20 protein-coding genes are annotated in these 22,339 nt (G+C 44.0%); 15 read left to right on the plus strand and 5 right to left on the minus strand.

Going from position 1 to position 22,339, the window contains the following annotated elements; genetic code table 11:
* The first annotated feature begins 158 nt into the window (after positions 1–158).
* The 6 genes from GTH32_RS16235 (at position 159) to GTH32_RS16260 (ending at position 6,400) form a co-directional block, all read left to right on the plus strand.
* Positions 159–1,649 (plus strand): CoA-acylating methylmalonate-semialdehyde dehydrogenase, encoded by a 1,491-nt coding sequence (locus GTH32_RS16235; RefSeq protein WP_163087701.1) that lies wholly within the window; start codon positions 159–161, stop codon positions 1,647–1,649.
* A 34-nt stretch (positions 1,650–1,683) separates the two neighbouring features.
* Positions 1,684–2,838: an acyl-CoA dehydrogenase family protein gene (locus tag GTH32_RS16240; protein ID WP_163087703.1), complete on the plus strand. Its 1,155-nt coding sequence runs from the start codon at positions 1,684–1,686 to the stop codon at positions 2,836–2,838.
* A gap of 15 nt (positions 2,839–2,853) precedes the next feature.
* Positions 2,854–3,978, plus strand: coding sequence for an enoyl-CoA hydratase/isomerase family protein (locus GTH32_RS16245; RefSeq protein ID WP_163087705.1), 1,125 nt, complete (start codon positions 2,854–2,856; stop codon positions 3,976–3,978).
* A 2-nt stretch (positions 3,979–3,980) separates the two neighbouring features.
* Positions 3,981–4,865 carry a 3-hydroxyisobutyrate dehydrogenase gene (gene mmsB / locus GTH32_RS16250; protein WP_163087707.1) on the plus strand — a complete coding sequence of 295 codons (885 nt, stop codon included), beginning with the start codon at positions 3,981–3,983 and terminating at the stop codon, positions 4,863–4,865.
* A 132-nt stretch (positions 4,866–4,997) separates the two neighbouring features.
* Positions 4,998–5,837 carry a putative RNA methyltransferase gene (locus tag GTH32_RS16255; protein WP_163087709.1) on the plus strand — a complete coding sequence of 280 codons (840 nt, stop codon included), beginning with the start codon at positions 4,998–5,000 and terminating at the stop codon, positions 5,835–5,837.
* The gene (locus tag GTH32_RS16260; protein WP_163087711.1) at positions 5,837–6,400 is read left to right on the plus strand and encodes a D-glycero-alpha-D-manno-heptose-1,7-bisphosphate 7-phosphatase; all 564 of its coding nucleotides are present in this window, start codon (positions 5,837–5,839) and stop codon (positions 6,398–6,400) included. The genes GTH32_RS16255 and GTH32_RS16260 overlap by 1 nt, the downstream gene beginning before the upstream one ends.
* A 119-nt stretch (positions 6,401–6,519) precedes the next feature.
* Here the strand turns inward: GTH32_RS16260 and GTH32_RS16265 are convergent, their stop codons facing one another.
* Together GTH32_RS16265 and GTH32_RS16270 are read right to left on the minus strand one after the other, a co-directional pair.
* Positions 6,520–8,043 (minus strand): DUF3413 domain-containing protein, encoded by a 1,524-nt coding sequence (locus GTH32_RS16265; protein ID WP_163087713.1) that lies wholly within the window; start codon positions 8,041–8,043, stop codon positions 6,520–6,522.
* A gap of 12 nt (positions 8,044–8,055) precedes the next feature.
* Complete coding sequence (locus GTH32_RS16270; RefSeq protein ID WP_163087715.1) at positions 8,056–8,271, minus strand: YejL family protein; 216 nt, start codon at positions 8,269–8,271, stop codon at positions 8,056–8,058.
* 159 nt (positions 8,272–8,430) lie between these two features.
* Between GTH32_RS16270 and yejK the strand changes: the two genes are divergently transcribed.
* From yejK to GTH32_RS16285, 3 genes are all read left to right on the plus strand, one after another.
* Positions 8,431–9,525: a nucleoid-associated protein YejK gene (gene yejK / locus GTH32_RS16275; RefSeq protein ID WP_163087717.1), complete on the plus strand. Its 1,095-nt coding sequence runs from the start codon at positions 8,431–8,433 to the stop codon at positions 9,523–9,525.
* Between the two features lie 65 nt (positions 9,526–9,590).
* Entirely contained in the window at positions 9,591–10,466 is an 876-nt protein-coding gene (locus tag GTH32_RS16280; RefSeq protein ID WP_163087719.1) for a 6-carboxytetrahydropterin synthase, read from the plus strand.
* Positions 10,467–10,568: 102 nt separating this feature from the next.
* Positions 10,569–11,363, plus strand: a complete 795-nt coding sequence (locus GTH32_RS16285; RefSeq protein WP_246223300.1) for a M23 family metallopeptidase — start codon at positions 10,569–10,571, stop codon at positions 11,361–11,363.
* Positions 11,364–11,441: 78 nt separating this feature from the next.
* On the opposite strand, the gene GTH32_RS16290 is transcribed toward GTH32_RS16285, so the two are convergent.
* Positions 11,442–13,235: a M61 family metallopeptidase gene (locus GTH32_RS16290; protein WP_163087721.1), complete on the minus strand. Its 1,794-nt coding sequence runs from the start codon at positions 13,233–13,235 to the stop codon at positions 11,442–11,444.
* Between the two features lie 111 nt (positions 13,236–13,346).
* Between GTH32_RS16290 and GTH32_RS16295 the strand changes: the two genes are divergently transcribed.
* The 4 genes from GTH32_RS16295 to GTH32_RS16310 all read left to right on the plus strand — a co-directional run bounded on the left by GTH32_RS16295 (position 13,347) and on the right by GTH32_RS16310 (position 16,566).
* Entirely contained in the window at positions 13,347–14,030 is a 684-nt protein-coding gene (locus GTH32_RS16295; RefSeq protein ID WP_163087723.1) for a PilZ domain-containing protein, read from the plus strand.
* Positions 14,031–14,079: 49 nt separating this feature from the next.
* Positions 14,080–14,541: an Mpo1 family 2-hydroxy fatty acid dioxygenase gene (locus tag GTH32_RS16300; protein ID WP_163087725.1), complete on the plus strand. Its 462-nt coding sequence runs from the start codon at positions 14,080–14,082 to the stop codon at positions 14,539–14,541.
* Positions 14,542–14,662: 121 nt separating this feature from the next.
* On the plus strand, positions 14,663–15,736 hold the full coding sequence (locus tag GTH32_RS16305; RefSeq protein WP_163087727.1) for a histidine kinase: 1,074 nt from the start codon (positions 14,663–14,665) through the stop codon (positions 15,734–15,736).
* Between the two features lie 2 nt (positions 15,737–15,738).
* A complete protein-coding gene (locus GTH32_RS16310) occupies positions 15,739–16,566 on the plus strand; it encodes a LytR/AlgR family response regulator transcription factor (protein WP_163087728.1) in 828 nt (275 codons plus the stop codon).
* A gap of 60 nt (positions 16,567–16,626) precedes the next feature.
* On the opposite strand, the gene GTH32_RS16315 is transcribed toward GTH32_RS16310, so the two are convergent.
* Entirely contained in the window at positions 16,627–17,622 is a 996-nt protein-coding gene (locus tag GTH32_RS16315) for an ATP-dependent 6-phosphofructokinase (protein ID WP_163087730.1), read from the minus strand.
* A gap of 176 nt (positions 17,623–17,798) precedes the next feature.
* On the opposite strand from GTH32_RS16315, the gene GTH32_RS16320 reads away from it, so the two are divergent.
* Positions 17,799–18,650 carry a DUF6279 family lipoprotein gene (locus GTH32_RS16320; protein ID WP_163087732.1) on the plus strand — a complete coding sequence of 284 codons (852 nt, stop codon included), beginning with the start codon at positions 17,799–17,801 and terminating at the stop codon, positions 18,648–18,650.
* 86 nt (positions 18,651–18,736) lie between these two features.
* On the opposite strand, the gene GTH32_RS19745 is transcribed toward GTH32_RS16320, so the two are convergent.
* Complete coding sequence (locus GTH32_RS19745; protein WP_163087734.1) at positions 18,737–20,959, minus strand: EAL domain-containing protein; 2,223 nt, start codon at positions 20,957–20,959, stop codon at positions 18,737–18,739.
* 701 nt (positions 20,960–21,660) lie between these two features.
* Between GTH32_RS19745 and GTH32_RS16330 the strand changes: the two genes are divergently transcribed.
* Positions 21,661–22,113: a DUF302 domain-containing protein gene (locus tag GTH32_RS16330; RefSeq protein ID WP_163087736.1), complete on the plus strand. Its 453-nt coding sequence runs from the start codon at positions 21,661–21,663 to the stop codon at positions 22,111–22,113.
* Positions 22,114–22,339 lie beyond the last annotated feature (226 nt).

The following is a 22,339-nucleotide window of genomic DNA, read 5'->3' on the forward strand; positions in this document are numbered from 1 at the left end:
GATACCCGCTATATGCAAAAGCAACGGATGAAACCAGTTACACCTAAGTAATGTCACAATAAATTTACATATAAATAAAATATAATTGACGTTTACGTTTACGTGAAGGGCAACAATTAGTTAGGGTTAGTAAAAATAACGATGGGAGTGAAGAGAAAATGAAGCGCGTACCCTTACTAATTAACGGTGAGTTCGTCGACTCATCGTCCGCGGAAAATATTGAGGTTACCAACCCAGCCGACAATAGCGTTATTGCACAGGCACCGTGCGCTACCGATACAGAAGTAGAGCAAGCCATCGCCACGGCGCAAAGGGCGTTTGAAAATTGGAAAGATGTGCCTGTCACCCAACGCGCCCGCCTAATGATGCGTTACCAAGCATTGTTAAAAGAGCACCACGATGAAATAGCTACCTTACTCGCCTCAGAAACAGGTAAAACCTTTGATGATGCCAAAGGCGATGTGTGGCGTGGCATAGAAGTCGTTGAACAAGCTATGAATGTTCCCTCGTTAATGATGGGAGAGACCGCAGAGAATGTCGCGCGTGGAATAGATACGTATAGCTTCATTCAGCCTCTAGGCGTGTGCGCGGGGATTACGCCGTTTAACTTTCCGGCCATGATCCCCTTGTGGATGTTTCCTTTAGCTATCGCTTGTGGCAATACGTTTGTACTTAAGCCTTCGGAACAAGACCCGCTCACCCCAACGCGCTTGGCAGAACTGTTTCTAGAAGCAGGTGCGCCACCGGGCGTGCTAAACGTTATACATGGAGGCAAAGAACAGGTAGAACCCTTGCTTACTGATCCGCGCATAAAAGCGGTTTCATTCGTCGGCTCGGTGCCAGTAGGGCAACACATTTACCGTACTGCTACGGCGAATATGAAACGCGCCCAGTGCTTTGCTGGGGCGAAAAATCATACGGTGATTATGCCTGATGCCAATAAAGAGCACGTATTAAACAATTTAGTAGGCGCATCGGTAGGCGCTGCGGGTCAACGATGCATGGCCATATCAGTTGCGGTTTTTGTAGGTGAAGCAGAAAAGTGGATCCCCGAATTGGTTGAGCGTATCGCCAAGGTTAAACCGGGCCTTTGGAACGATGAAAAAGCTGGGTTTGGCCCCCTGATCAGCCCTCAAGCGAAGCAACGTGTGCTTCGCCTTATACAAGAGGGCAAGTCGCAAGGCGCAAACTGTTTGTTGGACGGCTCGCAATTTAGCGTAAAAGGTTATGAGTCAGGAAACTGGGTGGGGCCTACCGTTTTTTCAGATGTTACAACTAAAATGTCTATCTATCGTGAAGAAATCTTCGGGCCAGTCTTATCCTGCATGTCGGTAGCCTCACTTGATGACGCCTTAACCTTGGTGAATAACAATCCATATGGTAACGGTACGTCTATTTTTACCAACAGCGGCGCCGCTGCACGTAAATATCAAAGCAATGTAGAAGTAGGGCAAGTTGGTATTAATGTCCCTATTCCTGTTCCGCTACCTTTCTTTTCGTTCACAGGTTGGAAAAACTCTTTCTATGGGGACCTACACGCCTACGGAAAACAAGCCATCCGTTTCTACAGCGAAACCAAAACCATCACCTCTCGCTGGCTTGAAGATGATGTTCCAGGTGGCCCTAATCTTACCATTTCAATAGATTAGTCTTTAAGGTTGATAAGTAGAGTAGATACAGATTATGAATTTTGAATTATCGGAAGATCAAATTGCTTTTCAGGACACGGCCCGTCAGTTTAGCGAGCAAGAATTAGCCCCTAATGCAGCGCAATGGGATAGAGATCACTACTTTCCTATAGAGACTATTCAGCGCGCCGGAGAATTAGGCTTTTGCGGGTTATATACCTCACAAGAGGCGGGTGGGCTTGGGTTAAGTCGCCTTGATTCCTCACTTATATTTGAGCAGCTTGCTATGGGCTGCACTACGACCACGGCCATGCTTACTATCCATAATATGGCCACATGGATGATTGCACGTTGGGGTACTGATACAGTGAAACAAACGTGGTGTCCTAGCTTGGTTGCCGGTGAGAAACTGGCTTCTTATTGCCTGACAGAACCAGGGGCAGGATCGGATGCGGCTTCACTTCGCACTAAAGCCCAAAAAGTTGCAGACGGTTATGTATTAAATGGCGCTAAAGTATTTATTTCTGGCGCTGGCGGCACCCATGTTCTCGTGGTTATGGCACGAACAGGTGGTGAGGGGGCACAAGGCGTTAGTGCATTTGCAGTACCCGCCGATGCTGAGGGCGTTTCTTATGGTAAAGCGGAAGAAAAAATGGGGTGGAATGCGCAGCCAACACGCATGATCACTTTTGACAATGTAAAGCTTGAAGAATCGTGGCGATTAGGGGAAGAAGGACAGGGTTTTAAAATGGCCATGCAGGGCCTTGACGGTGGGCGTATTAATATTGCCACTTGCTCTATTGGCACCGCGCAACAGGCGTTGAATGTAGCTACTGCGTATTTAAACGAACGACAGCAATTTGGTAAACCTATAGCGGCCTTTCAAGCGTTACAGTTTAAGTTAGCTGACATGGCAACAGAGTTGGTTGCCGCACGTCAAATGGTACGTATGGCTGCGTGTAAGCTCGACAATAAGGATGCGGATAGAACCACCTATTGTGCGATGGCAAAACGATTTGCCACTGATGTGGGTTTTAAAGTGTGCAATGAAGCTTTACAGTTACATGGTGGGTATGGGTATATCAAAGAATATCCACTTGAGCGCCACGTAAGAGATGTACGTGTACATCAAATTTTAGAAGGCACTAATGAAATAATGCGCGTGATCATAGCAAGGCGGCTACTGGCTGACGAGCGAAGCGTGCTTTAACGTCAAGGAGTATTCATGGAACAAACAGGACCCATCGTAATCGCACAAGAATGTATCACCGAAAGTGGCGATTATATCGGCGTACTTACGCTTAATAAGCCTAAAGCACTAAACGCCCTCGATTTAGAAATGGCAGATATTCTTCTTGATACGTTAAATCAATGGCAAGCCCGTGATGATATTGCTTGTGTGGTGTTAAAAGGCGCGGGCGATAAAGCCTTTTGCGCGGGCGGCGATATTGTATCAATGTACAACGCCATGCGCGAACAAGAAGGTCAGATCCCCGATTTCTTACAGCAATTTTTTAAGCTTGAATACACCCTTGACTATACCATTCATCACTATGAAAAGCCGTTTATTGTATGGGGCTCTGGCATCGTAATGGGAGGCGGAATGGGCCTTTTGTGTGGCGCAAGCCATCGTGTAGTTACCGAAACCTCTCGCCTGGCTATGCCAGAAATCAGTATAGGCTTATACCCTGATGTAGGAGGCAGCTACTTCCTACCACGTCTTCCTGGCAACGTAGGCCTATTTTTAGGCCTCACCGGTGGTCATATGAATGGCGCTGATGCCCTCTACGTGGGGCTGGCCGACCATCTTGTGGCAGCAAATGAATTCGACACTATGCTTGGCGAGTTGCAAAAACAAATAAGTGCCAACGGCACCGCTGATGAAATTGTTACCCATGTACTTAATAACTTAGATACGCCAGTTGAAAAGTTAACTAGCCATGTTTCAACCCACAGAAGCGCCATTGATACGTGGTGCGAAGGCAGCACCACTGCACAAGTGGTGAATAACCTTTTAAATGCCGATATGGGCGAAGATAAATGGCTACTCAAGGCGCAAAAAACGTTAAAGCAGGGTTCTCCCATTACCGCGCATTTGGTGTTTGAACAATGTCGGCGCGGGGCCACATTGTCGCTGGCTGAGTGTTTTAAGATGGAAGCCATTATGTCCTGTCGTTGTGGAGAAAGTGGCGAGTTTCAAGAAGGGGTACGCGCATTACTTATTGATAAGGATTTATCCCCGAAGTGGAAGTATTCAAGGGTTGAAGATGTGCCTGCTACGGTGATAGAGCACTTCTTCACCTCGCCATGGGACACCCATTCCCATCCTCTTGCAGATATTGGAGAATAGCCATGTCACACATTGCATTTATTGGATTAGGCAACATGGGCGGCCCAATGGCCGAGAACTTACTTAAAAATGGCCACAAGGTGTGGGTATTTGACCTGGTGCCAGAAGCGGTGAAAACCTTAGTTGACGCAGGTGCGAAAGAAGCTTCCTCTGCTATTGAAGCAGTGCAACACGCAGAAGTTGTTATCTCTATGTTACCCGCCGCCCCTCACGTCAAAGCGCTTTATTTAGGCGATGAAGGAATTATTGCTGCGGCGAAAGAAAACGCCCTTATGATTGACTCATCTACCATAGACGCAACAACCGCGAAGATCATAGGCGAAGCAGTAGAAACCAGTGGTCGCCGATTTGTGGATGCCCCAGTATCAGGTGGCACAGCCGGAGCAAAGGCAGGTACCTTAACCTTTATTATGGGGGGGACTGAAGATGCGGTGGCCGCTGCAAAACCCGTATTAAAAGCAATGGGAAAAAATATTTTCCATGCCGGGGGGATAGGTGCAGGGCAGGTGGCAAAAATATGCAATAACATGTTACTGGCGGTGCTAATGACAGGCACCTCTGAGGCGCTACAAATGGCTATCGACAATGGCCTAGACCCAAAGGTGATGTCCGATATTATGCTGAATAGTTCGGGCTGTAACTGGACACTGCAGAAGTACAATCCTTGTCCCAATGTTATGGAAGGTGTCCCCTCGAGTAACGACTACCAGGGGGGCTTTATGGTGAAATTGATGAATAAAGATCTTAATTTGGCCATGGAAACAGCGGCAAAAAGTGTGTCTGCTACGCCTATGGCGGCGGTTGCACAAAGTTTGTACCGTCAACACGAAAGAAATGATAACGCAGAGCGCGACTTCTCAAGTATTTTTTCGTTATTTCAGCAATGATAATAAATGGGGCTGTAAACAGCCCTATTTATTTGGCGGTCATTGCCTTGAGTATTGGTGCATTTGGCATAGGACACAGGGGGCGAAAATTGTTAAACTTGCCGCCATTGTTAGTTGTCGGGATCTATCCTTATGTGGCAGTGTCCTCTTTGCCAAGCGCCTATTGCGTTAACCTCTAGTGTTATCAAATGCTCAAATAATCACAGTTTTGATAAAGCCAAAGCGGGCTATGTGAATTTATTGCCTGTGCAGTTTAAAAAGTCTAAATCTCCAGGCGATGACAAAAACATGGTGCGCGCTCGTCGCGACTTTCATCTACAACAAGGTTACGCACCATTGAAGCAAAAAATGGTGGCCCTGTTAGCACAACATGGCCATGCCAACGCGCAACCTTTTGTGGTATACGATGCTGGCTGTGGAGAAGGTAGTTATTTAAACGCGTGTGTCGAGGGCCTAAATAAGCAGGGCTTTAATACCTTAGGTGCAGGCAGCGATATTGCAAAAATTGCCGTAGAGCTTGCCGCTAAAGCCTTCAAAAACGAACAGTTTGTGGTAGCCAGTAGTTTCGATTTACCGCTACAAGATGAGAGTATAGATGCCGCAATACAGGTATTTGCGCCAGGCAGTAGCGAACAATACCACCGCGTTTTAAAGGCTGACGGGCTTCTAATGACAGTCGATCCCGCACCTCAACATTTAATAGAATTAAAAGCGCTAATTTACGATACCCCCGAGTTTCATAAGGTCTCAGGGGTTACGCGTAACGGATTTTCACGAATAAGCGATGAAACTCTATCGTTTACTTTGCCACTTACCAGTGAAACACAGCGTATTGCGCTTATTAAAATGACCCCGTACTACTGGAGTTTACCGGCGCAAAAGTTAACCCATATTGTACAGCAATTAAACCAGGTCACTGCTAGTTTTAGCATTCAGCTATTTCGCAAGCAACGTAGCGAGAGCGACGATTAATGGCAACAAGAAAAGCACTTTTTTTAGACAGAGACGGTATTATTAACGTTAATCATGGCTATGTGGGAGACTATGAGAACTTCGATTACATAGACGGAATTTTTGCGCTTATCGATACTTTTGTGAAGGCGGGATATCAAGTTGTTATTGTAACCAATCAATCGGGTATCGCACGAGGCTATTATACGCAAGAGAACTTTCACGCACTGATGGAACGAGTACAGCGAGATTTTTCTGCGGCGGGGTTGCCTACTATCCCCGTTTATTATTGTCCTCATCACCCTCAAGGTAAGCTGGTTGAATATAAAAAGGCATGTCGATGTCGCAAGCCCCAGCCTGGCATGTTGCTAAGGGCACAACACGAGTTAGGTATCGATTTATCAAGGAGTGTTTTAGTGGGTGACAGTTGGAGTGATATAGAAGCCGCGCTGGCGGCTGAACTGGCACACAGCTTTTACGTGTGTGAAAAGTATATGCCAGAGAATGCGCCAGAAGGTAAAGTAACCCGGGTTAACCATGTGGCTGACGTTTGCGCACAGGCGCAACAATTGGGTTTGATTTGAAGGCCTTGCTTGTAAAACTCTTTGTAGCAAAACTCTTTGTAGCAAAACTTTGCTGCTTAAAAACCACGCTCGTTAAAACAGCGCGCCAAAAGTAAAAAAAGCGCCTTGCGGCGCTTCTTTTAGTTCTGCTTAGAGAACCGTGATAAATGCATAATAGCTCGACTGAGTAAATCAACATTAAGTGGTGCGTTACTGCGTTTATTCGTCGCGGTTTCGGTTATTTCATAACTACCATTACTTAATACATCGGTACGCTTACCGTCGTGAAATACCACAATACGTTCACCTGATGTACTCACTAGCCAATTACGTGATGGGCTAAGAAGGCTTTGCCCAGTTGAGTAGTAGTGTACAGGGGCATCACAGCCTAGCGCACTTAAAATTGTCGGCGCTATATCTTCGGTGCTGGCGACTTGCGCGTTCAACGCCATATTGCTGTACAAGGTACCCTTACTACTGCCACTTCCTGTGTGATAGCCTTGGGCAATAATCACGTTATGATCGCGTAGCATCTCTTCGTCAAGATAACGTGCAATAGTAGCGGCGGGTAAAAAGGCCAGATGAAGACCACCGTGTTCATTAGACAGCGGTTGTCTGTAACTACTAAACCGCGAGGTTTCTAGGCTCTCATCAAAATGAATAGAAACAGGCATGCCTAAGCCAGTGGGCAAGGCTAATAGCACAGGGCGCTTATTCTTAAGGGAGTCTTGGTATATTTCCGGTACCCCAAATAGGGTGGTGGTAATAAGTCCATCTAAAGAACTCGCTGTTGAATAGTAGTTAGTAAGCTGCTGTAAGTTAAAGCGCTCAATATTTTCAATGGGTGCGTCATCAGTTTGTACTATAACTGTGGTGCTCTCATTTACATCAACAGAACAGTAAACAGGCTCAGCAGGATAGTTGATGTTATGGATATCTGGGTTGAACTGCAATTGTTTGCGCTCTTCATACGCTGCAAGGTCTAACAAACCGTACCGCGACATGGTGGTTTTAGCGGTGGCAGGGTATGACAATGGAAACATATTGTCTTGTTTGATAATAGGTTGATATAGCTTCGCATCGGCCCAAACGTGAACGGCGTGGCTAGACACAAAACACACCACAAAAAAGCTGGTGACAGGGATACCTACCTTATATTTAGTAAAACGCTCAATACGTTTCCAAATAGCATTGGCCAGTACAAGTTGAAAGCCAAGCCAAACGATAAACAGCAAAAACAAATAGGCCCATTGTTGCCAGCCAAAGGTACTAATTTGGGTTTGTGCCTCGTTTCTTAATAAGTCTGCAGCATGGAAGCTAAGATGAAAACCTGTTCGATTAAATAGCAGTGCATCGAAAGCTAACAGCGCCAACCCCACCGCCGCAATGATAGACGCGCTGGCTTTTATCACTCGAATGTTCGAGGCTAAATAACACAGCGGTAGTACAAAAATTACAAACCCAAAAAAGGTCATAAAGCCAATATGACCAAACCAGTTTGTAAAAAGGTAAAGTGTACCTACGCCTGTACCCGGCATGGGGGATGAAAAAACAAAAATAGAGGCAATGACAATAGCTATAATAATATTGGCTAATGCAAACCAGTGCCCCCAGTTAACCAGTTTTGTCACCCGTTGACGGCGAGGAGATTCTGCTAATATCATAGTAAGGCTCGCTTAACTTTGAACACTCTTTTTGAGCACATTGGCGAATTGATCTGCCATGGCTTGGCGATTCTCAGGGGCAACCTGATTATTTAATATGTGGGTGATAACATTACCTAACACCATAAGCGATAAATCTCTATCGGCTTTGTTTTTCTCTAGTGTTAAAATAACTTCGTTCATTAGCGCTTCGAATTCGTCGTTAGTGTAACGGCTATTCTGGGGCATTGTGACGCCTCTTTTTTATGTTTTCTTTGATAAAAAGAATGGTTTTAGTCGTAAAATGATTATAATCGTTGTTTGAGTGATAACAATGATTCATTCTAAAATCCCGCAAATCCTTGGATATTTCTGACACTTTTTAAGCAACAGGACACCCTTTCATTTATGAGTGCATTGATTCACCACTTTGTTGTACACCGTTTAGTCGTTAATAAAGATGACAAGATAGAAGCGATCCCTCGTGATAACTGCTTAGCAGTAACACCGGAAATCGAGCTATTAGCGCAACAGATTAACCATAGTTTTAATGCAAAACCAGGAAAGGGCGTGGGCCATTTCGTTAATGAGGTAGCGCATGAAACCAATGATACGGCAACCGACGAGCAACAGGCTGGCCAAGATGTATCTGAGTTTGCCAGCCAGTTAAAAAACTACATGGATATTAAAAAGGCTGCGGGCGATAACGTAGAAGACGCATTTCATGCTTTTTCACTTTCCGCCACCAAGCGTTTGGTAAAAACATTAGCTGAAACCGGCACCGTAGAAACGGGTTTTTTGATATTTTGCCAATACGAATTTTTAGCCACCCAATATTTAATGATTGCGCTATTAAACACGCGCTCTCACGTAGAAGTAACCAATTCACTCGATCTTTCTGCCCGCGAACATTTAGACCTAGCACGCATGCAGTTAGCAGTAAGGTTTGATTTAACCCAATGGGAAGTGCAGCCAGAACAGCAGCGTTATGTCAGCTTCATCAAAGGAAGAATGGGCCGTAAGGTATCAGACTTTTTTATGCAGTTTGTTGGCTGTGAAGAATTGGTAGATGTAAAGCAACAAAATAAACAGCTTATTTCCTCGGTAGATGCCTATCTCGCGAGCGAGTCGTTAGATCCACAAGAACAACATCAACATCGCGAAGAGGTAAAAAGCTACTTTAAAGAGAAAATTGACGCAGGTGAAACCTTATCGGTGGACGAATTAGCCAACCGGTTACCGGCAAATGAAGAAAGTAACAGTAACTTTTCCTCGTTTACTGCAACACTCGAAACGCCACTTGAAAAGGAAATTCAACCGGATCCTGCAGCATTAAAACAGTTAGCGAAGTTTAGTGGGCAAGGGGGCGGCGTATCGGTAAGTTTTGAGAGAAAGCTTATGGGTGAAAGGGTATTTTACGATCCTGCTACCGATACCCTAACCATTCGTGGAATTCCACCAAATTTAAAAGATCAGCTTAATCGACAATCTTCCACGGACTAATCGCTGATTTAGCGCGTAAAAAAACGTATACTAACGATAGAAAACGAACACGATTCAAGGGTGTTATGCAATTATTTGTAAATGATTTGACAGTGATGGACTTTTCTTACCTTTGCCCAAAGCGTGGCATGGTAGGGGAAAGTTGGATTGTCGATGTAATTTTGGACGGTGAACTCAACGAAGAGAGCATGGTTCAAGATTTTGGAAAGGTGAAAAAGAACCTTAAACGTTTGATTGATGAATATGTTGATCACAAGTTACTTGTACCTGCCGAATACGTAGGCGCTGATGTAATACACGACGAAACCTCGGAACAAGTTGAGGTACGTTTTGGTTGTGAAGATGGGCGGCAAATTATGTTGCATTGTCCAGCAGAAGCGTACGCATTTTTGTATTCCGACGTAGTAACGATGGAGTCTGTAAGCGTGTATTTAAAAGACGTACTTGCTACTCATTTGCCAGAAAATGTAGACAACATAACGTTGAAGCTTAGAACGGAAGTGATCAACTCGCCGTTTTACCATTACACGCATGGTCTTAAAAAGCATGATGGAAACTGTCAGCGTATTGCTCATGGGCATCGTTCACGTATTGATATTATTCTAGACGGCGAGGTAAGCGAGTCCTGGCAAGCTTATTGGGCTAATCGTTGGGAGGATATTTATATTGCCTCCAGCGAAGATGAAATTAATTATACCGAACGTAAAATGAGCGGTGAAGTAGGCGAGCCCAGCGCATATTTTTGTTTTGCGTATGAAGCGTCTCAAGGGTACTTTGAACTACTGATCCCTAAGTCTGATTGCGAAGTTATAGACACAGATTCCACTGTAGAGTGCTTAGCGCAGTATTTATTGGTAGAGCAGAAAAAGCGGACACCCGATGCCACGTGCCAAGTCATTGCATATGAAGGTGTAGGCAAGGGCGCAATGGTAGCGGAGTAGTCGATTTTGTATTTTGTTAAAAACACCCTCGTTGGCATAATAGCGGTATCATCCTTTATGGTAACCCCGGCCCTGGCGGTTTCGTTGTCAAACATGGCGCCGATGGCAAACGCAGAAAAAGGCGCTGCGCAACATTTAGCCGATAAGACGGTGCAGCTGCACGGAACTATGACCCAAGGCAGTTTACTTCGAGGGCAAGTACCCGTTGGCACAGAGGTTGTTCTTGATGGCGAGCCGGTACGGGTAAATAAACAGGGCAAATTCGTGATAGGCTTTGAGCGAAAAGCTGAGCTATCTCATCGCCTAGAAGCCACATTCCCTGACGGTACTAGAGTAGAGAAACCCATTGAGTTAGCAGAACGGGCGTATAATATACAGCGCATTGATGGCTTAGATCAGAAAATGGTATCGCCCCCCGAATCGGTACTCGCGCGTATTAAACAAGACAATATTGATGTGGCAAAGGCACGTAGCCAGGTTACCGACCTAGATGCCGTTTTCACCCGTTTCCAGTGGCCTGCGAAAGGGCCCATAACTGGCGTTTATGGCAGTCAGAGAATTTTAAATGGTACGCCAAAGTGGCCGCATTATGGTGTAGATGTAGGCGGAGCAACAGGCACGAAAGTGACCGCACCGGCTAGTGGAACAGTAACCTTAGCGCAAGATCTCTACTACTCGGGTAATACGCTAATTATCGATCATGGTATGGGCGTATTTTCTACATTTCTTCACCTAAATGCGGTAACGGTTAAGGTAGGAGATAAGGTCGCCCAAGGCGAACAGATAGGCACGATAGGAGCTACGGGGCGGGCCACAGGTCCTCATTTAGACTGGCGAATTAATTGGCGAAAAATGCGCTTAGACCCACAAACTTTGGTGAGTGGTTTACCACAATAGCGCAGTATTAAACACCGAATAGCCGCGTTATTACGGCTAATCTGTGTATAGTTAGATATTACTTTTATGGCTGTGGGTTTAGGCGCGCGCTAACCAAGTATTAAACTTATCGTTATCTTCGATAGTGAAAAATGCCCGATCTTTACGTGCTTCAATAACCGCCAGTGTAAGGTTAATTAACTGACCATCTCGTATTACCGTTATTTTCACTGTGTCGGTTGTTGCATTATCGAGCAAACGTTGTAATTTTACCGCGGTCACAATTTCATCGTTAATGGCCAATAGCGTGTCGTTCACCATCACACCTGCTTGGGCCGCAGATAGCCCTTCAAACACCTGCGTTACGGTTAGCCCTAACGTCGCAGGCTTATAATTAGCACCAAATTGATGGCGTATACCCGCAAAAGCGGTTTTCCCCCCCTTATCATCCGCACTTACCGCTGTACGGGTATGTAACGCTAGACCAATGTCATCTAACCAGCGTTCAAGGGGCACATCGTCGGTGCCATACACCACAGCATTTAAATATTCGCTAATATCAATATCGAAATGGTCTTGGCAAATGCGCGCAATTACATCGTCTGGGGTGCCAATTTCATCGCGCCCATAGCGTTCCCACAGTACCTTCATCACGTTGTCTAGACTCACCCGGTTGTCGGTATGCTTACGAAGCAGCAAATCTAACCCAAATGCAATAATGCCGCCCTTGGTGTAATAAGATACAATATTATTAGTAGCGCTGGCGTCTTGTTTATAGAATTTAGTCCATGCATCAAAGCTACTCTGTGCAGCCGATTGTTTGAACCGCCCCGCGTTTTGTAATAACCGGGTGAGGTTCTGCGCGACAATATCTAGGTATTTTTCACCGTCTATAACCCCCGCGCGCGCTAGCGTGACATCATCATAAAAACTGGTAAAGCCCTCGTAAATCCATAGCTGGTTGGTATAGGTTTCTTCTTGTAACTGTGGCGCTACCATTACTTCTGGTTTAATTCGCTTTACATGCCACGTGTGGAAAAGCTCATGACTACATAAACTTAGAAAGGTAATGTAGCCATCAGTTTTGTGTCCCTTGTCTTCACCAACTAGCGGTAACTCATAACGCGGGTACAAAAGGGCAGTGGAATTGCGGTGCTCTAACCCGCCAAAGCCATTGTCGGCTAACAACGTCATAAATAAGTAACGTGAAATAGGGTGAGGCGCACCAAATAGCTGCAGATGATGTTCACAAATTGGCGTTAAGTCTTCGGCTATACGCGCTTTATCGATGTTTTGATGCCCTGAAAATAACAAATCAAAGGTGATACCTTGCACATCAAAACGATATGTCTCACATTCACCAATAAAGATTGGATGATCGATAAACTCAGCGTAACTTTCACTGTAAAACTGCCACTGTTCGGGGCTATTGTCGTGGTTTATCGGTGACATACTAGTGTGTGCTTTCCAGCTCGCTTTAGGGGGAGGGGCGATAGATAGCTCACAAGGTAAGTGTTGCATTTCCTTAACGTTTAAAAATGCGCTTGTACCGTTAATAAATGCATATTGGTGGTTGATAAAGGCAGAGCGAACCGACAAATCGTTGGCGTGTACTATATATTTCACCACTAGTGCATCGCCGCTACTGTGTACCAGCCACGTTTGTTTATCGCACTTTTCAAATGCTACTTTATGGCCGGTTTCAAACTGGCAAAATTCAATTTCCACAATGTTTTTTGCAAAGTCTCGTACCATATAGCTTCCAGGTATCCAGCTTGGCAATGAAAACGTAAGTAATTGGGCATCATGCTTAGGTACCGTTAGCGTCACGGCAAACAAATGTTGCTGCCAACAATGAAGAGAAAGTTGATACTGTAGCCTTGTTGAATTCATAAGGTTCCTAGTCTGAAAATAGGTTTAATATAATGCCTTATTGGGAAGATTTTGTCAGCTGAGCTAAAATTGGTTACATTGTAGTTAATAATAAAAAATAAGAAGTGTCGAATGGAAGAAAAAGTAGTTAACAGACGTATGGATAGGGAAGATGTAGAAAGTTTACGCTCCTTACTCCCAGGCGCTGTGGTGGACCTTCAAATTACCACACCCACCGCCCCCCGTAGGGTAAAAACTGGCTACGTGGGCTTAGATTTGGGCAACTGCTTATTTTTCCAGGCGCCTACCTCGGCAAAATGGATGTCTACGCGGGATTTACTCACCGTGGGAAATGAGCTCGTGGTGCGCTATGTTCTTGAAGGGAGTGCGGGGCAGGTAATAGCGTTTCGGGTAAAGGTATTAAAGCTACTTGCTAAACCCACAGGCTTATTAATTACTAGTTTCCCCTCCCACATTGAATCTATTGGGCTTAGAGCGAATAAACGGACTCAGCCCGGCATATCGGTAAAAGTAAGTGCTGAATCCTTCCCAGAAGCTGAAAAGGTAAAAGGGATTATAGTCGATATCTCTCGTCATGGCTGCAGAATCGCTTTGCCCCTTAACCCCGAATGGCCGGTAATGCTAGATAACGCAAGCATTACGCTAACCTATTCTACCGACGGGGAAGAAACCGATATACAAGCTAAGGTAAGAAACCACAAACTCGAAAGTGATTTTGTGTATTACGGTATAAAATTCGACAGTGATGAAGAAACAGTGAATGCACTTTTATCTCGTCACACATTGATAGGGTAAAACACGTTTAGCGTGTAAGAGTATAATAATTAAAAATGAGAGGTTGCCTATGCGCACCATAGAAAGGTTGCTCACCCAATACAGCGAAAGCCACCAAAACAAAACAAATGTGCTTATTCATGGTATTGCTGTACCCAGTATTTATTTTGTTACTTTAGGGCTAATTTGGTGTATTCCTGTCCCCGATTTTCTTGCCACACTAAACGTGACATGGGCCCACGTTGTCGCCATTCCTGTACTGTATTATTACTTTTCCTTGTCTGGGCCTATAGGCGCGGCAATGACACTACTCACCTTAGCTTGCTTTGGCGGGGTTAAGCTGTTGTTGCACTTTAACATTGGGGTGTGGCAATTTTGCCTCGCGCTTTTCGTTGTAATGTGGATACTGCAATTTGTAGGACATAAAATTGAGGGTAAAAAACCATCATTTTTTGAAGACTTACGGTTTTTATTAGTAGGCCCTGCATGGTGGTGGATGCATTGGCTAAAACGAATGAATATCAGCTACTAAATTCTTTTGGGGGCGTTCGCCCCCTTTGTGCGACAAGACGCAGATGAAGTACGACCAAGCCGCTACGGTGTACGCTCGGCTTGCGTATAATTACGCTATTAATTTATAAACTGGTGATTATGTGAGTCGCTTTCAGCGTGTTATTGAAAGTAATGAGCGCCTGTTTTGGGCATTACACAGCGCAGGGTGGGCAGGTTTCGCTATAATTTATTATATCGGCTCCTTTTTGCATGATGTTCGCCCTATCTGGGTCTTTATTATATTGCTCAATGCCTATGCCGGATGGTTGCTCACCATACCGCTTCGCTATATCTATCATTGGGCGAGAAAACAAACACCGCTTAAAATGCTAACCGTGGTGGTGGTGTCCTGCTACCTAATTGCCATGTTATGGGCGGTGGTAAAAAACGTTAATTATTGGGAAATCTATAAACACGGCTACCGACCAGACGAATGGTATATGTATTTAACCAATACCATTAACTCATTAATCATGGTGGGGTGTTGGAGCGGTGTGTATTTCGGCATTAAAAACTTTCAAATGCTGCAAAAAGAAAAGCAAAATGCTTTGAAAGCGAGCACCATGGCGCACCAAGCACATATAAAAATGCTTCGCTATCAGCTAAACCCCCATTTTTTGTTTAATACACTAAATGCTATTTCTACACTTATTTTATTGAAAGAAAATGATACGGCTGAAGCCATGGTCTCTCGTTTGAGCGACTTTTTACGTTATTCATTAGATAACGATCCCATTAAACGAGTGCCGTTAGGCCAAGAAATTAAAGCCCTACGTTTGTATTTAGAAATTGAAAAAGTAAGGTTTGACGACAGATTAGAGGTACGTTGGGATATAGACGAGGAGTGTGAAAATGCTCTTGTACCCAGTATGATATTGCAACCCATTATTGAAAATGCCATTAAACATGCCATATCAAAAATGGAAAATGGTGGGCAAATAGCTATCACCGCCCGCACCTTCGGTAATGATTTGCTGATGGATGTAGCAGATAATGGCCCCGGGGCTGATATTAAAAATGGTCAGCTTAGTCGCGAAAATGGCGTCGGGTTGGCCAACATTAAAGAGCGTCTGCACTCTTTGTATCAACGGGATTTTGCGTTTTCTATAGAACATAACCAGCCGTCAGGGGTGCGAGTACGTATTCGTATTCCTTATGAAGTAAAGGATGTATAAGCATGACTAAGCAAGTAATTAAAACCCTGGTAGTGGACGATGAGCCACTTGCACGACGCGGATTGCGTGCAAGGCTGGAACGCCATGATGACATTCAGGTACTCGCTGAGTGTCAAAATGGATTAGAAGCGGTTAGCACAATTTCTCAGCTACGTCCCGACTTAGTATTTTTAGATATTCAAATGCCAGGCCTAAATGGTTTTCAGGTGATCCACAAGCTACGTGAGCTTAATCAACCTATTCCTTTGGTCATATTTGTTACCGCTTACGATAGCTATGCCATAAAAGCATTTGATGTACATGCGCTGGATTACTTATTAAAACCTGCCGATGACGAGCGTTTGCGTTTAGCCCTTGATAAAGTGCGTGAGTACTTTTCTACCCAGCACCAGGACGAACAGTCGAGAAAACTGGTAAATTTAGTGGCGGAGCTAACCGGCGACGATTGCGAAGAAATTTTACGTAAATTAGCCAGCGGTGAGCCGGTAGAAACCAACCCTTACCCTGAAGTGTTGGCCATTAAAGATGGCTCGGAAGTTACCCGGGTTAATGTACAAGATATTCAGTGGATTGATGCCGCCGGTGATTACATGTGTGTACATGCATTAGACGGAATGCATATTATGCGTAAAACCATGAAGGAGCTTGAACAAGAGCTAAACCCACAATGGTTTGTTCGCGTGCATCGTTCGGCAATCGCCAATATCCGTTTTGTGAAAAAACTGGTAAGCCATATTAGTGGCGAATACCATCTTATTTTACAAAACGATACGGAATTGAAAGTAAGTCGTAGCCACCGGGATAAAGTAAAGGCAGCAATGAAAATGTAATACGAAAATAGCCCTCTTTATGAGGGCTATTTTACTCTTTTCGGTAACATGTTCCCACTATCAATATCGCTGATTCATAGTTGCCAGCATGGTTTCAACGCTGCATTCATCAAGGGGCTTCGTATACGCCCATGTTTCTTTTAAGGGCACTTCAACAGGGTGATGGTCAACTTCGCCAATCATAATTAGTGTTTTTTCTGTACCCACCAGACCCACAGCGTAGGTACCTAGCTTGGTGGCTAATAGCCGATCTTGGCTAACCGGCGATCCGCCGCGCTGCACGTGCCCTAAGGTGACTGGGCGCACCTCAGATTGCATGTGTGAAGATAGACGTTCAGCTAATGTGTTTAACCCGCCAGGCCAAACATTTTCGGCCACAACCACAATGAAACTGACCGGGCCTTTTAGCTTTCTACGCGCCTCAATTTGATTAATTATTCTTTCAAGCTCTTGTTGTTCATTATCAAACCTTTCAGGCACAATGACATAATCTGCTGCTGAGGCGAGAGCAGCATTCAACGCTAAAAAGCCAGCGTGTCTTCCCATTACTTCTACTAGGAAAATACGCTCAAACGCGTCAGCTGTATCGCGCACTTTATCAATAGAAGAAACCGCCGTATCTATAGCCGTGTAATAGCCGACAGTCGCGTCGCACCCAGCTACATCGTTATCAATAGTACCTGGGATGCCAAGAATTTGCCCATCCCAGCAGGTTGATAAATGTTGGGCGCCTTTAAAAGATCCATCGCCACCTATAACAATAAGGGTATCAATACCTAGCGCTTGTAGATTTTTTGCCGCATCTTTGGCGCCTTGGTGAGATTTAAAGGCTTCACAGCGCGCACTATGTAAAATAGTACCACCTTGCTGAATGAGGTTGTGGGTAGCGTTTAAAGAAAGGGTTTCATACTCTTGGTTGAGTAAGCCATTGTAACCATGCAAATAGCCAATTAGCGTATATCCCTTGGTTTCACATGCGATAACGATTGCGCGTATACAGGCATTCATGCCTGGCGCATCACCTCCAGAAGTTAACACTGCGACACGTTTTGACACATGTTCTCCCTTTTCTAATTTTCCAGTTATTTTAATATGACATGAAATAAGCCTTCTGAGCTAGTCTCATCGTTGTGGCTTTTCGTATAGGGTAGATATACTTAAGAAAATACCATTTAACCCTAGCAGTATTTAAGTATATGGGCGAGTTTGGTATAAAATAAAGGATTAGAAGTATGACGAAGTTTATCAAAATTTGCGTGTTGTCGATGATACTCACGCTTACTGCGTGCTCATCTAAGTTTGCCTACAACAACCTCGATTGGTGGGTGTATTGGTATTTAGATGACTATATTTCCCTTACCGATAGGCAAGAGGATATATTTGATAAACACTTAAATACATGGCTACAGTGGCATAAGTCTTCAGAATTGCCCCGCTATAAGCAGCAATTACTTGCGCTTAAAACGCAACTAAACAACAACACCCTTAATACGTTTGCCATTAACCAGCATTTTTCCCAAGCACAGTCTCATTGGCAGCGAGTGCGGGATAAAATAAGCCCTCCATTAGCGCGCCTTGCAAAAACGTTAACCGATGAGCAGGTAGTGACACTGTTTGCACAAATAGAAAAAGAAAATAAAGAAGAACAGGAAGAGCGAAATGAATTTTTGGCAAAATCGCCAAAGGAAAGAAAACAAGAACGGCTAGAGCGTCTTATTGAAACAGTAGAAGAGCAAATAGGCGATATTAATGATGACCAGCGAGAAATTATTACCACCTATAGTGAGCAGTTTACTTCTACCGCTGACTATTGGTTAGCCTATCGTAAAGATATTCAGCAGGCTGCTCGCCGTCTATTTGTTACACGACATTCAAATGAAAATTTTGTTAACGATTTAGTTGCCTTGATAGAAAACCCAGATGCTTACAGAAGCGAGGCCTATATTTTGGCCAGAGCGCAAAATCAAACAGTGATGGCCACAATGACCAGTGAAATTGCTACTACATTGGATCGTGAGCAAAAAGAGTATTTTATCGATAATCTAAACGACTTAATCGATACCCTTGACGATTTTATGAACTAGAACAAAAGGGGGATTGTTATCGCATTAGGCGCAGTAGGCAAATACGTTATAGGTCTGCGGCTCACTTTTATCGATTCTCCCTTTCATTACAAATGGGCGTTGCTATTAAACTGGCGATGCCAACTAATGTATTCATGCATAGGGAGGGGTTTTGAAAAATGGTAGCCTTGTAAAATATCTACATTGTAATTTTGTAATACGGCAAGTTGACTGGCTTTTTCAACGCCTTCTGCGACAACTTCCATTTTCAGGTTTCTAGCAAGGGTAATAATGGTTTCTACAATACTCAATCCAGCAGAGTCTTCAATACGATCGATAAATGTCTTATCAATTTTAAGCTCTTCAACGGGGTAGGAATGTAAGTTTGATAAACTCGAATACCCAGTTCCAAAGTCATCAATAGAAAAAATAAAGCCTTCGGCAGCAATTTCATTCATTTGCGCCACTGTTTTCTCGATGTCATGGGACAACATGCTCTCGGTTATTTCCAGTATCACCCTATTAGGTTGCACATTGTGCGAGTTAACAATGGCTAATAGATGATTAAGTAAATTCGGCGATTTAAACTGCGAATGGCTAATATTTATCGAAATTTTAAAATAGCTGGGCAGGGGGCCATCTTTTGACAACGCAGTGATAAGCCTGCACATATCTTCAAGGACGATATCTTGCAATTTTTGAATGAGTCCAAATTGCTCCGCAATTGAAATAAACTCGTTAGGCGGAATTTGCCCTTTGTCAGGGTGATGCCAGCGAATAAGCGATTCTGCTCCACATAAACGGCCTTTGCTATCTATTTGAGGCTGAAAATAAGCACAAAACTCTCGGTTTTCAATTGCCCTTACAATGTCTGACTCATAGGTAAGCTGGCGGTCGAGCAGGGTTTGCCGTTTAGGGTCGTAAAAGCTATAACTGCCACCGCCTTGGCGCTTTGAATTATACATAGCGGTATCTGCAAACTTCATAATGCTGTCGGCATTCGATTTGCCATCGATAAGGCAAATGCCAATACTGCAAGATACGCTAAAGGCCAGATTTTCAATTTCAAAGGTGTCGATAAACGCGCTATGGACTTTCTTCGCGACTACTGAAATTTCACTGTTGGCTTGCTCCACACTATCGCCTACATTATCAATGATGATAACAAACTCATCGCCGCCTATACGCGCTAGTGTGTCAGATTGGCGCAGCGTGTTTTTCAACCTCGTTGCCACTTCTTGTAATAAAGCATCGCCGGCGGAATGCCCCAGTGAATCATTTATTCGTTTAAATTCATCTAAGTCTAAAAATAGTACCGCACCAAACTCTTCAGAGAGAATTTTTCCTTTTACCGCCACTTGCAGTCGTTCGTTAAGCATCCGTCGATTGGGTAAGTGTGTGAGAGGGTCGAAGTATGCAAGCCGGTCTATCTCTGCTTGGTTTTCTTTATCTAAGGTAATATCCCGGGCCATCCACAGTACATGTTGGCCGGTATCGTTCTCAGACGTAGCATAATTTATTGGCGTAATACGCCCCTCAAAAATGGTGGTCCCCTCATCTGAAGATACTGGATATTCATATTCTTGTATTAGGCCGGTAAGGAGCGCCCGTTGGATAACCATAAGTATTTTATCTGTTTCATCAGGCGGGAATATATCACTTACGCGCATACCAATTATTTGCTTTGCGTCTCTGTAGAGCTTGCTTGTAGGCGCGCCGTGAATATCTTTGTATTCACCCTCATCGCTTATGATTAAGGCGATATCAGGCATAACCCGAATAAAAGCACTAAACTTGTCGTTACTGCGCTCTAAGTTACGCAACTTTTCACCCGTAGTACGGGCATTTTTTTGCGCTTGTAGCGCACAGGCGGCGAAATTTCCTAACCCACTTATCAGATCCCGTTGTAAATCTGTTAACGCCGCGGCATTTACGGGGGTAAACCCAACAAGAAAGCCGAAAAGCTGCCCCTTATCATCAAAAAAAGGGTAATCGATACGGCGTTTATCGGTAACAGCCATAAACAGGGTATTGTCGTTTGTATGCTCATAGACTTGCTGGGTAATAGATGCGTCGCCATGATAGCCTAAATTCGCCAAGGTATAGGCGCTGTTTTCGGTGGTATCGGCAAGGCCATTCGCGCCATAAACGATGTGAAAATGCTCAGATGATTTTTCTAAAATTAGAAATTCAGTGTTGCCAATACCTAAGTGATCCGAAAGATCAGTAACAATCTCGTCGAATAAAAGCGACTCAGATTTGCCTTGTATAAGGCGAGGGAGCTTATGGCTGTATGCTAAAAGAAGCGCTGAAATTGAGTTTTCATTCACAACATTATAATGCTTTTATTGGGCGAATCGACTATGCACGATTGTAAGTGACATACTCACTCAGTCAACCAATATGAGCAAATGGTGCCACCTTAATCAGCACTGTAAGTAAACCTTGTTTCACGTTTGCGCAAAAAACATACCATGGTTTGCAGTAAACCTTTGGTTGCGGGAAAATTTTTTAAGACGCCCCCTTTCGAATAAGTAACGCGATGCCAAAGCAGAATACCCATCTTCCCAAACCGGTGAATTATCTAAACCAGCCCGTCATTAGAATAGGTTGGGGGCGTTTTAACCAGAGGTAAATGTCTCGAAGTGACGGCCATTGGATTGCGCCTACTGGCACATAAACCCACAGGCTTCCTGCGGCTTAGGCTTAAGGCAATTTTCACATTTAGGACACGTAATGCTAAAACCGGGGACCTAGTAAAGCAGCGATAGCGCTAGCCGGTACTTTTTTAAGACTATACGCCAATTAGAAAGGGAGGGAATCTAGTCACTGAAACCTCTTCCTCAGACACGTTCTCATGGTAGGCCAAGTACAATGGTAGAAAAATAGGAGAAGGTAAATCTAGAAGCGGCGAAATCAACGTTATTTACTAAACCATATTTACGCTCGCTTCGTTTCTACTTTTAAGCGATGCATTGTCACGGCTAAGTGAGAATGTACAATTAAGTAAATTACGTGAAGAGGTATCCACATGAAAAAGGTAATAACGTTAAGTACCTTCCTTTTTTTGGCATCATTTTTTGCATCAGCTTCCGATGGGCTAATAAAATACGAAAGCCAATACGCAGTTAAAGAAACCGCAGACCGTTTTGAAAATATACTAAAAAGCAAAGGCTTAACCTTGTTTGCAAGAGTAAACCACCAAAAAAACGCACAAGACGTGAACTTAGACTTACGTGCTACAGAAGTTATTATTTTTGGTAACCCAAAAGTTGGAACACCTTTAATGCAATGCACGCAGGATGTTGCTATAGACCTGCCTCAAAAGGTTATGGTGAGCGAAGATGAAAATAAAAAAGTTTGGCTAACCTACAATAACCCGAATTACTTGATGCAACGCCATGATATACAAGGCTGCGATGAGGTAATTAGTAAAATTTCTGATGTGTTAACGAAACTTTCTAACGCTGCAGTAGCTATGTAAGGCACATAGGTGTGGCAAATTGGTAAGACAAAAGATGGGGCAACGTATTTTTCTGGCTACACTGAATGGCGTCGGCTTGTTAACAAAAGTACTCTGACCCTGAGGTATCCCCACAAATAATATAGCGAAATCAGTGGGATAAAAAAGATGGGAACATTCATGACGTTTGGTGATCAGATCTTTCGCCAAAAAAAAGTGAAGGTTAAACGCCATGAATGCCCTATCT

The organism is Alteromonas profundi, assembly GCF_010500865.1.
Lineage (GTDB): Bacteria > Pseudomonadota > Gammaproteobacteria > Enterobacterales > Alteromonadaceae > Alteromonas > Alteromonas profundi.

Coding starts and splice junctions, on each gene's coding strand:
- GTH32_RS16235 (WP_163087701.1), top strand. CDS start 159: ATGAAGCGCGTACCCTTACTAATTAACGGTGAGTTCGTCGACTCATCG.
- GTH32_RS16240 (WP_163087703.1), top strand. CDS start 1,684: ATGAATTTTGAATTATCGGAAGATCAAATTGCTTTTCAGGACACGGCC.
- GTH32_RS16245 (WP_163087705.1), top strand. CDS start 2,854: ATGGAACAAACAGGACCCATCGTAATCGCACAAGAATGTATCACCGAA.
- mmsB (WP_163087707.1), top strand. CDS start 3,981: ATGTCACACATTGCATTTATTGGATTAGGCAACATGGGCGGCCCAATG.
- GTH32_RS16255 (WP_163087709.1), top strand. CDS start 4,998: ATGTGGCAGTGTCCTCTTTGCCAAGCGCCTATTGCGTTAACCTCTAGT.
- GTH32_RS16260 (WP_163087711.1), top strand. CDS start 5,837: ATGGCAACAAGAAAAGCACTTTTTTTAGACAGAGACGGTATTATTAAC.
- GTH32_RS16265 (WP_163087713.1), bottom strand. CDS start 8,043: ATGATATTAGCAGAATCTCCTCGCCGTCAACGGGTGACAAAACTGGTT.
- GTH32_RS16270 (WP_163087715.1), bottom strand. CDS start 8,271: ATGCCCCAGAATAGCCGTTACACTAACGACGAATTCGAAGCGCTAATG.
- yejK (WP_163087717.1), top strand. CDS start 8,431: ATGAGTGCATTGATTCACCACTTTGTTGTACACCGTTTAGTCGTTAAT.
- GTH32_RS16280 (WP_163087719.1), top strand. CDS start 9,591: ATGCAATTATTTGTAAATGATTTGACAGTGATGGACTTTTCTTACCTT.
- GTH32_RS16285 (WP_246223300.1), top strand. CDS start 10,569: ATGGCAAACGCAGAAAAAGGCGCTGCGCAACATTTAGCCGATAAGACG.
- GTH32_RS16290 (WP_163087721.1), bottom strand. CDS start 13,235: ATGAATTCAACAAGGCTACAGTATCAACTTTCTCTTCATTGTTGGCAG.
- GTH32_RS16295 (WP_163087723.1), top strand. CDS start 13,347: ATGGAAGAAAAAGTAGTTAACAGACGTATGGATAGGGAAGATGTAGAA.
- GTH32_RS16300 (WP_163087725.1), top strand. CDS start 14,080: ATGCGCACCATAGAAAGGTTGCTCACCCAATACAGCGAAAGCCACCAA.
- GTH32_RS16310 (WP_163087728.1), top strand. CDS start 15,739: ATGACTAAGCAAGTAATTAAAACCCTGGTAGTGGACGATGAGCCACTT.
- GTH32_RS16320 (WP_163087732.1), top strand. CDS start 17,799: ATGACGAAGTTTATCAAAATTTGCGTGTTGTCGATGATACTCACGCTT.
- GTH32_RS16330 (WP_163087736.1), top strand. CDS start 21,661: ATGAAAAAGGTAATAACGTTAAGTACCTTCCTTTTTTTGGCATCATTT.